The 13506-nt window shown below is 67.9% G+C and carries 13 protein-coding genes; 4 read left to right on the forward strand and 9 right to left on the reverse strand.

Features of this window, described 5'->3' with window-relative positions; translation table 11 throughout:
* Nucleotides 1–10: 10 nt before the first annotated feature.
* Together ACH4UM_RS38455 and ACH4UM_RS38460 are read right to left on the reverse strand one after the other, a co-directional pair.
* A complete protein-coding gene (locus tag ACH4UM_RS38455; RefSeq protein WP_398190270.1) occupies nt 11–1090 on the reverse strand; it encodes a hypothetical protein in 1080 nt (359 codons plus the stop codon).
* Nucleotides 1091–1163: 73 nt separating this feature from the next.
* Complete coding sequence (locus ACH4UM_RS38460; protein ID WP_398190273.1) at nt 1164–1382, reverse strand: hypothetical protein; 219 nt, start codon at nt 1380–1382, stop codon at nt 1164–1166.
* Between the two features lie 719 nt (nt 1383–2101).
* Between ACH4UM_RS38460 and ACH4UM_RS38465 the strand changes: the two genes are divergently transcribed.
* Nucleotides 2102–3205 (forward strand): three-Cys-motif partner protein TcmP, encoded by a 1104-nt coding sequence (locus ACH4UM_RS38465; protein WP_398190275.1) that lies wholly within the window; start codon nt 2102–2104, stop codon nt 3203–3205.
* Here the strand turns inward: ACH4UM_RS38465 and ACH4UM_RS38470 are convergent.
* From ACH4UM_RS38470 to ACH4UM_RS38500, 7 genes are all read right to left on the reverse strand, one after another.
* Entirely contained in the window at nt 3192–3947 is a 756-nt protein-coding gene (locus ACH4UM_RS38470; RefSeq protein WP_398190278.1) for a DUF5131 family protein, read from the reverse strand. The two genes, ACH4UM_RS38465 and ACH4UM_RS38470, sit on opposite strands and share 14 nt — an antisense overlap.
* 205 nt (nt 3948–4152) lie before the next feature.
* Nucleotides 4153–5013, reverse strand: a complete 861-nt coding sequence (locus ACH4UM_RS38475; protein WP_398190280.1) for a DciA family protein — start codon at nt 5011–5013, stop codon at nt 4153–4155.
* Nucleotides 5014–5022: 9 nt separating this feature from the next.
* Nucleotides 5023–6519, reverse strand: coding sequence for a winged helix-turn-helix domain-containing protein (locus ACH4UM_RS38480; RefSeq protein WP_398190283.1), 1497 nt, complete (start codon nt 6517–6519; stop codon nt 5023–5025).
* A gap of 1317 nt (nt 6520–7836) precedes the next feature.
* Complete coding sequence (locus tag ACH4UM_RS38485) at nt 7837–8298, reverse strand: PPC domain-containing DNA-binding protein (protein ID WP_398190286.1); 462 nt, start codon at nt 8296–8298, stop codon at nt 7837–7839.
* Nucleotides 8299–8325: 27 nt separating this feature from the next.
* Entirely contained in the window at nt 8326–9306 is a 981-nt protein-coding gene (locus ACH4UM_RS38490; RefSeq protein WP_398190289.1) for an asparaginase, read from the reverse strand.
* 38 nt (nt 9307–9344) lie between these two features.
* Complete coding sequence (locus tag ACH4UM_RS38495) at nt 9345–11051, reverse strand: multiprotein-bridging factor 1 family protein (protein WP_398190292.1); 1707 nt, start codon at nt 11049–11051, stop codon at nt 9345–9347.
* Nucleotides 11052–11206: 155 nt separating this feature from the next.
* Nucleotides 11207–11539: a GntR family transcriptional regulator gene (locus ACH4UM_RS38500; protein WP_234849400.1), complete on the reverse strand. Its 333-nt coding sequence runs from the start codon at nt 11537–11539 to the stop codon at nt 11207–11209.
* 186 nt (nt 11540–11725) lie between these two features.
* Between ACH4UM_RS38500 and ACH4UM_RS38505 the strand changes: the two genes are divergently transcribed.
* From ACH4UM_RS38505 to ACH4UM_RS38515, 3 genes are all read left to right on the forward strand, one after another.
* Nucleotides 11726–12121: a hypothetical protein gene (locus tag ACH4UM_RS38505; protein WP_398190294.1), complete on the forward strand. Its 396-nt coding sequence runs from the start codon at nt 11726–11728 to the stop codon at nt 12119–12121.
* 674 nt (nt 12122–12795) lie between these two features.
* Complete coding sequence (locus ACH4UM_RS38510; protein WP_398190297.1) at nt 12796–13014, forward strand: DUF5999 family protein; 219 nt, start codon at nt 12796–12798, stop codon at nt 13012–13014.
* A 184-nt stretch (nt 13015–13198) separates the two neighbouring features.
* Nucleotides 13199–13411 carry a hypothetical protein gene (locus tag ACH4UM_RS38515; RefSeq protein ID WP_398190300.1) on the forward strand — a complete coding sequence of 71 codons (213 nt, stop codon included), beginning with the start codon at nt 13199–13201 and terminating at the stop codon, nt 13409–13411.
* The last annotated feature ends 95 nt before the right edge of the window (nt 13412–13506 follow it).

The following is a 13506-nucleotide window of genomic DNA, read 5'->3' on the forward strand; positions in this document are numbered from 1 at the left end:
CGCTCCTGCACTACGACGCGGCGCGCGCAGGCAGCGGCCACGGGGCACCCGATGAGATGACCTGGATCCGCTTGCCGAACTTGTCGCGGATGTCGAGCTGCCCCGCATCGGCCTTCCGCAGCAGCTCGCCCGCGTTCTTCAGCGCCATGACCACCCGGGTGCGCAGCCGCATGTGGTGCGGGAGGGCCAGGGGCACGAGAGCCTCGATGGCTGCCGGGTTGGGCACCGAGTTGTTACTCAGCTGGCGGACCACCTGGTCGAACGCGATGCCGAGTTTGGCCGGCAGCGGCACATCCGACCGGTGGAAGGACGTCATCAACAGCGACAGCATGTCCTCGAACGCGCTCCGCAGGGCGTTGACGCTGCTGTAGGACACCGCACCCGCCACCAGCAGGCCGCGGCCGCGCTCCAGCCGCTCAAGGACGGCCCTGAGCATCTTCAGGTCGAGGTCGCCGGCGTAGCGATGGCGCTGGTCCACGCGACTGAGCAGCTTGCCGCCCTGCACACCCTCGTTCGGATAGAAGCGGCTCAGCGTCTCGAACCACGCCTCCTGGCTGCTCAGCGAGTGGACGCCGCAGCCGATGAGGATCTGATAGAGGACTTTCGCGCGCAGCGGGCGGGCACCGCGCAGGACGGCCCCGTAGGTGACGTGCGAGTAGCCGAGCGCCTGCTGGGCGAGGGTGCGGTGGCTGAGGCCATTGAAGTCCAGCAGGGCCTGCAGCAGAGCGCGCAGCTCGCCCTCGTCGGCGACCGGGGACGGTGTGAGCGTCCCGCTGCGCTCCCAGCGGCTCAGTGCCTGACGGCACAGGTCGCCGGAGAGCCCGACGGCCGCCAGGCGCAGACGCTCCCAGCGCTGGCTGAAGTCCTCCGGGTCGCCTTTGCAGGCCAGGACGTAGCCGTTGACGGCCGCCCAGCTGGGCAGTTTCTTGCCCGCGTGGGCGTTGGACAGGGTGGCTTGAGAGAGTCCGCTGTGCTCGGCCATCAAGGCAAGCGGCGGGTTGCCGGCCTTCTTGCGCAGCGCCTGCAGATCGCGGGCGAAGGCCACAAGCGGGTCGTTGCTGTGGGGCAGGCGGTTCATGGGGCGGGCCACGGCGTCATCTCCTTCCCGAGCCCGGAAGCGGAGCCGGGGCCCGTCACGGGACGGGCCCCGGCAGGGGCATCGGTCAGAGCAGACGCTGGCGCAGTTCGGCGGCCAGCACACCGCCGGCCCCCAGAACGGCGAGGGCCTCCTCCAGCTTCATGCCCCGGGCGAGCAGGGCGATCAGCGCGGCCAAAAGGACGACCAGCAGGAGTAAGGACACCAGCGGCGAGGCCTTCGCCGGGGTATGCGCGCAGGGCCCGTTCTGCTCGGCAGGAACAGGCTCAGGAAGCAGCTGGGACAACGAAGTTGACTCCCTCGATGAGACGTCAGGTACCGAATCGCTCCGTGCAACGTGCTCAAGTGCCTTGCAGGGCACAGGTGTTCACTGCCAGTGGTTGCAGCCACAGACGGCAGCGTCACCCACGTTACCCATGCCTACGCGCGAGAAAGCTGCTTTAGTTCCGGTTGGAGGCAGACACTAAATAAAGGTCGGCACTGTTATTTAGGGCCTGGAACAGAATTGTTTAAAGAATGACTCGCCTCCGGATTGAAGAACCCGGAGATCGTCGGCTGGCGTGTGAAAACTCCCAGGTCAGGCGCAGCGGCTGACGTTCTGGAGAAGTTCCCTGCCTACATCTCCTTGCGAGGTTAATTATCCCCGGCCATTCTTGAGTCCGTTCCCTCGTGCGCGTGCACACGCGTAGGTGCGCGCACATAGAGGAGACGCAGGTCCAACGCTCCGGACATGCATCGCTGAACGCAGGAGGCCCCGTTGCAGCGGGGCACCTCCGCACGGTGGCACGGCCCCCGGGTCAGCCACTGGACTTCCCTCCCCGACGATGACGACTCTCGCGGGCCGAAGGACGTACGGCAAGGGGCAGGGCCCGGCGGATTCCCGCTGGGCCCTGTCGCCGTCCCCCCGAACATCAGCAGGCTGGTGATGGTCCGGGATGCGGCCTGGTGCCTGACAGTCACTCAGCGGACAATCTGTGTCACATTCTGTTGTCTGAGGGGGTCGGGATGGGCGTTCTGTGGCCGCTGGAACCGGCGACGGCAGCCAAGCACCGTTTGTACAAGAGCTACTTCGATGCCTGGTGGCCGATCCTTCTCCAGCCCAGCCCTCAGTCGGGCCGCAGCTGGTCGAAGGTGACGTTCCTCGACGCGTTCGCCGGGCCGGGCCGCTACGAGGCCGGCGAAGAGGGCTCCCCGGTGTTCAACCTGCGGGGACTGCTGAACCACAAATTCGTGCACCGGATGGGCCTGTCCCGAGAGCGGGTACAGCTGATCTTCATCGAGAAGGACCGCGCCGCCTACGAGCACCTGGTGAAGGAGTTGCATGAGAACTTCGGGCCCCTGGACCAGCTGCCGGTGCGGGTGGAGGCGCGGCGCGGTGAGGCGGGCCGGGACAGCGAGCGGCTCCTTACAGAGTTGAACGCCTGGGGCCAGCCGATCCTCGGTGTCTTCGACAGCTGGGGCAACGTCAACACCCCTCTGTCCGTGATGGGCCGCATCGCGGCGAACCACGCCAGCGAGGTCATCGTCACTTTCGGGCCGAACTGGTTCAGCCGGCGCAAGGAGCTCAACGAGGACATCGTCGACGGCGTGTTCGGCGGCCGCCAGCATTGGACCCACGTGGCCGCAGCACGCGACAGCGAGGAAATGTGGCGGGCCTGGCTGGACAGCTACCGCAAAGCCCTGCACCGCGTCGGCTTCGACTACCGCCTGCAGTTCGAGGTCGTGCCCAAGACGGGGCATCCGCTGTACCTGGTCTTCGGCACCAAGCACCGCCGCGGCGTGGAAGTGATGAAGGACGCCATGTGGCGCGTCGACAAGAGCGACGGCATGCGCTTTCGGGACCCCCGCGTCCGCAACGCCGTCGCCCTCGGGCAGGTCTCGCTGTTCGACGAAGGGGAGGTGACCGACCCCGAGCTGCTGGCACTGGTCCAGCAGCGGCTGCGTCAGGGACCCGTCAGCCTCGAACAGCTCGAGCAGTGGCTCCTGCTGGAGACGTCGCAGTGGCGTGCCCGGGACGCGAAGAAAGCTCTCCAGGCCCTGGATGGAGACGGCCGTGTGGTCATGCCCGCCGGCCGTCTCACCAAGGCCAGCGTGGTCAGCCTGCGGTGACAGTCTCCCGAGCCGGCATCTGATCCCAGGTGCGCCCCTCGAGCTCGCGCCCAAGGGACTTCGGCGTGCGGCCGCCCCACTGCTTGAAGAAGAACGCCACACCGGCGTCCGTGCATACGTCGCGGATGCCGGTCACCCATTCCTGCTGCATCGGCCGGAAACGCGGCCCGGACTCGCCACCAGCGATGACCCAGTCGATGTCCGTGACGTCCAGGCCGTCCAGAGGCCCGAGCAAGGGCTCGCACGACAAGAACCGTACGGCGGCCGGAACGCGGCGCAGGTCGTCCACCCGGGCGAGCTCCTTGCTGCTCTCCACCGACACCCCCATCCACACGTTCGCAGGCCACTCCAGCCTGTCGGCGACCTGACGCAGACGGCGGGCCCGCTTGGTCAGCACCTGATAGGTGTGCTGCGGGGTGTCGGCCATCACCTGGAAGACCTGCCGCACGAAGTCCAACGGCACCCGAGCATGGAACAGGTCGGACATCGAGTTGACGAAGACCGTCCGGGGGCTGCGCCACCCGTACGGGATCTGCAGGGCATCCGGATGTACCGTCAGACCGAAACCTGGACCGGACGTCCGCGGATCCCCGTCATTCTGGTACTTGGCCTGCCCCATGGCCTTCAGACGCTTGGCCAGCGTCATGGCATAGCAGTTGTCACATCCAGGCGAAACCCGATCACATCCAGTCGTTGGGTTCCAGGTGGCCTCGGTCCACTCAATCGCGCTGCGGTCACTCACCGGACACCCCTCCGTATGCCGCGGCCGCTCATCTTCAAAGCCGCGGTCTGCTGCGTATCCAACGAGGTGTAATCCCGCCGGACACCGACATCCAAGCATCGGCCACGGGCTATGGAGGCCGAACACCTTAAATAGAACACCTGTACGCCCTTCTTGTCGTGGTGGCAACAGGGCCGGGCTAGTTCAACGCCGGGCAGCTGCTCGCTCACGCCGTCTTGGCGACCGGCTGAGGCGCAGCCTCCCGCGGCGGCGTGCCCGCGCGCTCGGCTCGGGCACGCCGCACGGCGGCCGCGTGTGTGGCAGCGGCTTCACGGCGACGCTGAACGCGGGCGATTTCAATCGGGGCTGGCTGATCACCCAAGGACGCCTCTGGCTCCGGGAACGCGCGGCGGCTCAGCTCCCGCATCGCCCTGGTCTGCCGCTCCACTGCTTCTGCGATCCCCAGGTCCACCTGCCGCGCGGGCGCGACGGCCTGGTGCGCGGCGAGCGCCTGGCGGTAGCCCTCGGACGCCAACTGGCGGGTCTTCACTGGCGCTTCGGGCCCGGCCGCGGCCGCCGGGGAGGGCTCCGTCGTACGGGGCGCGGGTGCGGCACCGACCGGCAGGACCCGGACGGTGTGTACGGCGTCGGTGCCGACCGTGCTGTTCGCCGTGGCGACGATCCGGGCACTGTTCAGCCGGAGCTGTGTGGCGTAGGCAGGTGAGTCGGGGCGCAGATCCAGTTGCCTGGTCTCCGGGTGGAACGCGACGGCCGTGACGTGGCTCGCCAGCTGTGGGGAGATGGCGGCCGCGATGTCGGGCCAGCGGTCCAGGACGCTGCCGCCAGCGGCCGGGAGTTCCCAGGCTCGGTCGGCCATCAGGCCCTGGAGCACGGCGGCGAAGCCGGTCGGCTCGCGCCCGTCACGCCGTACGACCTTCTGCTGACGGCGGCGCGGGGCGCGGGCCTCGCTGTCGCCGCGCTGCTTGGCTGCCTCCCTGGCCTGGCGTAGGGCGACCCGGGCGAGGTCGACGCCGGACAGCTCCGAGGTGCCGCCGCCGGTCTGCTCGGTGGAATTGATCTCGGGCACGTCGGCCTCCTACCGGTATCGGATGGTCGTCAGCGAGCTGTGGGCGAGGCGGTCGATCTGGCGGGCGCGGCGTACCAGTTCCTCGCCGAAGGTCCGCACCGCCGTCTCCGGGACGAAGGACATGATCAGCGTCGTCTCACCCCCCATCAGCTCGCCCTCGGCTGCGGCGATCAGCGCGGCGATCTCTTCGTCGCCCGGCTCCAGACCCGCGTCCTGGCCGTCGCCGACGTGGCCCTGGTCCTGGTGGCGGCCGCCGTGCTCCAGCTCCCTGACCTGGTCGAACGCAGCCTCCACCTCGCGCAGGACGGCGCGGCTGACCGGGGGCTGCCAGTCGCCCTCGTACCGCTCCGTGCGGGCGCGGACCTGCCGAATGCGGTCACGCCGCGCGGCCTCGAGGGCGCCGCGCCACTGCTCGATCGCGTCTGCACGCTTGGCGGGGGTGTCGAGGATGTTCTCCGCGCCTGCAAGCAGCACGGCGAGCAGGCCGGAGCCCCGACGGACGTGGGCCGCCTCGCCGCGGAAGTGCAGCCAGGCCTTCACGTCGGTCACGGTCCATCCGGCATCAGCGACGTTCCTGGCCACCCAGGCGATCCGGGGCACCGAGCAGCCGCGCAGCCAGTCCAGCTCCTGGGTGAGCTCCCTCGCCAGCTGGAAGCGGCGGCCGACCGCGTTCAGCTTCCGGCGACCGCCGGCCTTGGCCTTGGACTTCTTCGGGGTGGGGGACTTGCTGACCCCGCTTGCGAGCTTGCTCTCAGGGGGGAGGGAAGTAGTACCCGCAGTGGAAAGACCTGAGGTACCGACCTGCATTGGGGTGCAACGGGCCTCATCCGAAACAGCCGTCACACCCCCCTGCTTAGCACCCTTCCGGGCACCCCTCGCCGGGCCCTTCGAGGACGTCTTCGAGCGCGGCTTGCGGACCTTCCGGGCGGCCTTCTTCGCCAGCTTCGCCATCAGCTCCCGGCCGGCCTCAGCGATCCCGGTCATCGCCCGCGTGTACGCGGGCGCGTCCTCGTCCCGCAGCGTCGTACGGATCCCCAGCGCGACGTCGAACTCCACCGGGATCATCCGCGCGAACTCGCTCGCCTGCGCGCTCTCGCCGGACACGCGGGTCCCACGCACGATGTACGCGAGCAGCCCGGCCTCCCGCAGCATCCCCAGGTGGTACTCCACCGAGCGCTCGGACAGGCCGGTGCGGCGCACCAGGTACCCGATGCCCGGACGGCACGGGAAAAGCTGCGCGAGCTCCTGGGCGACCCGCACCGTCGTCGGCCCGAACGAGCGCGGCCCGTGCGACCGGTGCCGCCGCGGGGCGTACAGACCGGACCCGGCGACCCAGTGGACCGCCTGCATCCACGAGTAGCCCTCGGGCGCAATGCGGCCGGTCGACGTCGACAGCCACTGGCTCGCCTCTGGCACATACAGCTCGGGCAGCACGTAAACCGCGTCGTTGACTGCGGGACGTGGGGCGGGAATCGGCGCGGCGTCCCGAGCCGCCACGGCGCTCACCGGCTCACCCGGGGAAAGGTCGAAACGCGAACCATCCGGCGACCCTGGACCAGGTCACCTGTGGACACGGTCCGCGCCCCGGCAGAGAACCTGTGGACGGCGTCGCTACCGGAAGGAGACAGGGAGGGGCGCACCGCGGTAACCGTCCGGGAGAGGACACCGGATCGTGTGATGTCGGCCACGCTGGGCTGACTTTGTGGCCGCTCCGGCGGGTGGAACGGTGCTACACGGAGTCGCCAAAGCTGGCGACCCCGAACGAGGTCATGCACAATGACTCCAGTCACGGGACTTCGGTCGTGTGGCATGACGAAGCCCCGACTCGGGTGCTTCTGGTTTCTCGCTGAAACCTGATTTCGAACTGTTCGACCGGCTCCCAACCGGGCGGACAATCCCTTCGGAGGGGCCTCCCAAAGCCCTTCCGGTGGCAGATGGGCGCTGAGCCGAGGTGACTCCCAATCACCTGGCGGCTGAGCGACCCGGGGCGGCATGAAGACCCAGACGGGCGCCGCCCCCGAAGACCTACGTCATCCCGGCCCCCTCACTAGAGGGGCGAACCGGGGTACGTGCGGACAACACGAACGCCCCGTCGAAGGACCAGCAACCGGCATGGCTGCTGCCTCCACGGCGGGGTGCGGTGTGTCGGGTGACGGGTACGGGTACCCTGATCACGTCGGCACCTTCCTTCTCGCGAAAAGGGTGCTCGGCAGGCTTTCGGACCCCCACTACAAGGTCCGTCGGCCACGTGGCCCCTCCCGGCTTGTCCAAGGCCGGTCGACGGGGCCACTTTTCTTTTTGATCAACGCTGGGGGTCACTGTACCGTTCCCGTCGAACTCTGCGCCGTCCCGGGGCGCACGTGTCGCAAAGCCCGGCCACTACTGACCACTCGTCACGACCCGATACCTCCCTGCTGAATTCGCGTCCTACGGGGACCAACTGCACTCATCACACGGCACGTGCCCATGATCCGAACAGGAATCGGTCCGGAATCCAAGAGGATTTGCACAAACACCCCCGCGAATCCCGCCGGGCGGGAAACGACCTGCTCGCGGCGCCCGCCACACGGGCGCCACCAGCGACCACCGACCGGAGAACGGGCGTCCAACCGGACCGTGCGAGACCGCCGACGCCCTCAGCCTCATTGCACGACACCGATGGCACTCGGCTGCTCCAGCCAACCAGTAGCTCGGTGACCACGGCGCATCGCTGCCGCTGATGGCGTACACGAACGTGGGCATCATGATCCTTTATCAGATGGGGCTGGCACCTACACGACGGCCGCGAGCTCCGGAAAGCTTCGGAGCCCCCAGACGTCTACCTCACGCTTCAAAGGACAGAAGTGGTACGTCGTACAGATCTGGATTCTTCGGTCGTGTCATCACGGGTGCGGTTACCTCGACTACGAGCATCTCGACCAGGAACTGGACGCGGGCGCTGAGTAGATGACTCGTATGGCCGGTGGCCGACCGTGCCTTCTCGCCCAGCGAAGTGTGGATGTGTGGCAGGACCGAGTCCGCCTCGGCGTCGTACGCGAGGGTTCCACACCCCATAGCCTCCACGCCCGTCAGGTAGACCTTGCTCCACACCGGCGCATCAGGGTCTTCCAGCTTTTCGCAGGCCCCGACGATCTCCGCCTCAGCGAAGCCGGCGATGAACATGGGGATGTAGCCGTGCCGGACACCGTTCTGACGGCAGAAGTCGGCGAGGGTGGGAAAGAAGTCGTCGCCATGGTCGAAATTCACGGCGAAGGTTCGGCCCGTGGTCAGCTCGTAGCTGCGCAAGTGATTCTCCGAGTGCTCTTGGGGTGGTTAAGAGACGGCGCTGAGGGACTGGGCGACCTGGTCTTTGTCGGCACTGGTCATCAGGAGCAGCTGCAGCAGGATGCGCGCCTTGATCGGGTCTAGCGGTCCAGCCGAGATCAGCCCGCGCGAGAGCAGGTCGGACTCCGAGCCGGGGAAGCCGTAGGTGTGCCTGAGCACGGGGCCCGCTCCAGTGCGCGTAGCCAGGATGACGGGCATGCCCTTGGCGAGATCGGTGAGCACGTCCACGCACGCCATAGGGACGTGGCCCGCCCCGAACGCGGCGACCACTAGGCCGTCGACGTGGTCACCGATGGCCCGGAGGACCGTCCCGTCGTCTCCGAGCCCGACCGTAACGACCGCTGTGCGTGCCGTGCCAGTGGCCTGACGAAGATCGATCTTCGGCGAATCCCCAGGGCGCGTCATGATCCGGACTCGTTCTTCTGCGACGTAGCCGATCGGTCCGGGGTACGAGGTGAAGGCCGTGGGACTAGTGGCGTGGGTCTTGCGTACCCAGCGTGCAGCGTGAATCTCCTCCCCGAACACCACCATGCAGTCCTGGCCTCGCGCTTCGGTGCTCGCCGCCACGCGGATGGCGGCGAGCACGTTCGCTGGTCCGTCTGCCCCGGCCATGCTCGCGTTGCGCATGGCGCCGGTGATCACGATGGGCTTGGTGCCGGTGGTGACGAGGCCCAGGAGGTACGAGGTCTCCTCGATCGTGTCCGTGCCTTGGGTGATGACCACGCCGTCGACGGGGAGCTGCTCGATCGCCGCGGCGAGCTCGAGGAGGTCGGAGAAGCCCAGTGAGGCCCCGGGAAGTTGGCGGAAGTTGTTGACCTCCACGGAGATACCGGTGTCGGCGAGGCCCGGTACGGCTGCGATGAGGTCGTCGGCCGAGAGCGTGGGCGTCGCTCCCCCGCTCGTCTTAGCTGTCATCGCGATGGTGCCGCCGAGCGAGAACACCGCGACGCGACGGTTGCTGTCGGCCATGTACTTCCCCTTCGTGGACTGCCGGTTTGATGTGCTGGTCAATGATCGGCTGGGAGGGATCCCACGTACGCGCACGCGGCATCGATGCCTGCCGCTGAGACGAGCCGACTGCGGGACTGGATCAGCCCGGACGATCCGTACCGGGCAAGCTGGCCACACCGCTGGATCAGCCAGGACCACGGCAGGTCGAGATACTGCGCGAGAGCACGAAGCCGTCCGGCGGCCGTCGGTGCTGCGGTGAGCGAGTCCGCGTCGACGTCGCGTGCCGCGATCGTGAACTCACGGACGACCGAGGACCGGGCTGTCACATCGACGTGCCACATTCCGTCCCCCCGGACCCAGTTGGCAATCACTGCCTCCTTGTCGGGAGCGACCACGAAGCCTTCGACGGCCTCGTACGCGGGATCGGCCGTGAACTGGGCGTGGATCCCCAGCGACTCCATCAGGGCCACGGCTAGGAACAGCAGGATTCGCTCATGCCGCGGGGAGGAACGGACGACGTTCTCCGGGACGCAGAAGGCCCGAGTGCTCGTATTGCCGAGCGCTTGGGTGGTCTCCCGCAGGTAGGGGTACTTGTGATCGAAGATCAGCCATGCGCTGGCTTCCTCCCCCCTCTGCTCCCGGGTCCAGAAGGCCGGCAGCACCGGGAGGTCCGGCAGCGCACGGAGGATGTGGCGAGCGCAGAAGTCGGAGCCGAGCCACATGTGGGCGACGGTGTTCAGCCCGGGGGCGGCTTCCCGGCTGACGGCAGAGGCGGACAGCCGCTCGTAGGCCTTGAGATCGCTGCGTGTCTCGGCAAGAGGCTGGTCATCGGCCTGCAGCGCGTCGTCGTAGTTGCTGACCGCCCACAGAATGCCGTAGGTGAGATCGTCCAGCTCGTATGTGGTGGGGGCGGCGACTTCATACACGCCGCCATTCCTCGAGAGCTTGCTGCGGGCCGCACGGCCGTCAAGAGCGAAGAACCTCGAGACCCCGTCGCTGCTGACAGCCCCGACCAGCAGACTGCGATGCGGCCGGGCCAGGAACTCCTCAGCGCGCCGTTGATCGGGGATTGACACGATCACCCGGCTGCCCTCGATCCGCGCGGGGTGGACCTGGAGCGCTAGTTGGGAGCCGAGCATGGAACGGCCTCCCGGGATCAGCGCCTGCCAGTCGACACCGAAATCAGGGACAGGACGGGACAGCCGAAGACCGGACCAATTCTCGGTGGCACTTCTCGCGAAACCGAAGGGATCCTCTGCCGAACTGATCACTGCGGCCGCCGGCGCGGGAAAGCCAGCCACCGCCGCTGCACCGATCCCCACCCCGGCACGCAACAGCGCGCGTCGATCGAGTGCCACGAGCACCACCGTTCCATCGTCTAGACGTCGAGGGACGAAGATCCCCTCACCGTCTGACGTTGCCGCCTGGGACAGAGCTGTGGCCAGGTCAAACGATGTATCGGATACATGTAAGGCCGTATCGGATACATGGCTGGGCTTGGAGGTGCCCCGGTCGGTCTCATGCCAGAGCTCGATCAGGAACCCGCCAGCACCGAGTGCTTGGTCGATGAGCTCCACTTCGCCCAGGTCCTTCGGCGGGCGGTCACCGTTCTCCCATCGCTGCACCTTGGAGTGCGAAACGAACGTCTTAGCGGCCAGCTCCCTCATGGACAGACCGCGCGCTTCGCGCAGCTCGCGGATCGCGTAACCAAGGCGATGCTGGGGCGACCTCTCCGGCGTCAGCGCATTCGGCCGCTGCCCCATTTCGAGTCCTCTCCATGTATCCAAGTCGGTGTATCCAGCGGACGGATACAGGGCGGATCTAGAACCAACTCCCCGGCCAGTCCTACAAATTGCGTGACGAAGTCGAAGCGGACCAGGGAGTGCCGGACATGCGCAGTGAGACATGCAGGAAGGCGTCAGCCACCGTGCGCCTTCTCGATCTTCTCCAGGCGTGCAGCCAAGTCCGCGACTTGATCCTGAAGTGCCTTGATGGCGCTGGTAGTTGGGTCTTCGTCGGCCTTGCCTGCTGCCTCACTGACAAACGAGCCACGACCTTGATGGGAGTAGATCAACTTCTTGGCGCGAAGCTCGGCAAGAGCTCGCTGAACGGTGCCTGGCGCGACGCCGTACTCGTCGGCCAGCTCCCGGGTGCTCGGAAGCTTGGTCCCCGCCGTGAGCCGTCCCGAACGGATCTTGTCGCCGATCTCCAGAACGATCCGTTGGTACGGCTGCACGTCCTCGTTGCTCATGAGCGTCATCGTAGGGCGACTCCCTCAACCTAGCTAGCTTCCATAGCTTCACCAACCAGCCCGCTTGACACCCCCCGAACTGTATCAGCTAAGTTAGCTATGCCGACAAGGTGAGCCGGTCGGCAGAGCCCCCACCTGCCCTGTCAGGGGATCACCGCACCCGCCTTCGAAGAGGAGCACCACCTCATGAACACGATCTCCACCTCCGCCGCCGACCTCTCCGAGCACTTCGACAGCGAGACCCTCGCCCTCCTGGACGCCATCGAGGTGGACCTTCCGGAGTTCGGCGACGCCGACCTGGACATCGCGTTCGGTACGCCGCTTGAGATGTACGAGTTCGTGACCCCGGGTGAGCTGGCCCGCTTCGACGCAGCGGCTGGCCCGCGGGGCGGCCGCACCAAGGCGCAGGACGAGGTCGGATTCGAGTTCGCGGCCCGCAGGGACGCGGCCCGGGACATCGTCGCGGCCGACCCGTCGATCACCGTGCTGGTCCGCGAGCGCCTGGTCGACGCGCTCATCCCCCACGCCGCGCAGCTGCGCATCGCGCCGCCGGCCGCCGCGTCCCTGCCGATCGCGGCCTGACTTCCCCCTGCACTTCCCCGCCGGGTCTTCGGACCCGGCTCCCCCACCCGGAACCGCCCCGCGGGCGGCGCCGGATGAGGGAGCCGGACACGGTCCCCGACAGCACCAACGCCCAAGGCGAAGCCTGCCCTCGAGGTGGGTGGACCTGCGGAGTGGCCGTTCTTTCTCAACTCCATATGGAACATCCGGAGCCATGACTCGCTGGCGCCTCCGAGCAAGAGATCTGCGGAGGGGCGTCGTCAGGTGAGTCCTCTGGTCAACCCGGCCCGGTCCGCAGGGGATGCGGACCGCCCGCCCGCCCGCAGGCGAGATGCGGGACAGGCAACAGCGACAAGCCAGCCCTGCCGCGTGAACAGCTTCCGCAGCACCTTCTCCTCCTCCGCTCTCGGGCGGACGAGTGACCCGACGCGCGGTGAGACAAGGGCGAAGATCGCGGGCCCCGTTGGAAGTACGACGACCGGTTCGAGTCCGGTCCGGGGCACTGCGGCCACGCGCCGCTCGGAGCAGGCATCCCGCCCGCCCGAAACGACGACAACCCCCAGGGATGAGGCCCCACGGGGGTTGTCCAGGACCTTGCTGGAGGCCCTGATGCTGATCAGCATCGCACGCCCGCTCGGCAACACCGACTCCGACCCGGACATGAACGAGGCCCTGCGCCGCGCCCGAGGCGGGAAGTGATCGCCGTGGACTGCCGCCACCAGACCCTGTGCCCGCCGGCAGACAGCCCGGACCGCGAGGCCGCGCACATCGTCTCCCACCACCCCGAGCAGGGCTGGTCGCTGCTGTGCAACGGCGTTCTGCTCTTCGACGACACCGGCGAGCTGCTGCCGGACGGCAGCGTCATCGCCCCTCACCGGCCGATCGGCAACGTCCGTATCGCCGCTGCCGCCTGAACCCGATGTTGCCTGTCGCCTCCGGGGCCGTCGACGGCCCCGGGGACGGCAGGGAGCACCAGGGATATCCCACCCCTGAACCGCTCCGCGGCCGGCCTCTGTCCCAGGAGGCCGGCCTTCATTCGGCCCTCCCCGCGAAGGCTGAGGAGCACATCCCCAACTCCCCTGTCCCCAGGAGGACTCAATGATCACCATCCCCGTCGCGCTGCTCTCCGGCGGCGCGGTCTGGCTGCTGTGGAAGGCGGACCTGGCGATGGGCGCCGTGATCGCGGCGCTGATCTGCGGCTACGCCCTGGCCACGTCCCCGATCGCCGGGGCGATCAACGGTCTCGGCTCCGGTATCGCCACGGCGGTGCAGGAGGCCGGCGACAACAGCCAGGCCAACAGCAGCCGGTGAACCTGCCGTCTGCCCGTGGCTCCGGGCCCCGGTCCGGAACCGCGGGGAGGTGACAGAGCCCCCGCCCGCACAACCCCCACGATCCCTCTCCGGAA

The organism is Streptomyces sp. NPDC020801, assembly GCF_044334385.1.
Taxonomy (GTDB): domain Bacteria; phylum Actinomycetota; class Actinomycetes; order Streptomycetales; family Streptomycetaceae; genus Streptomyces.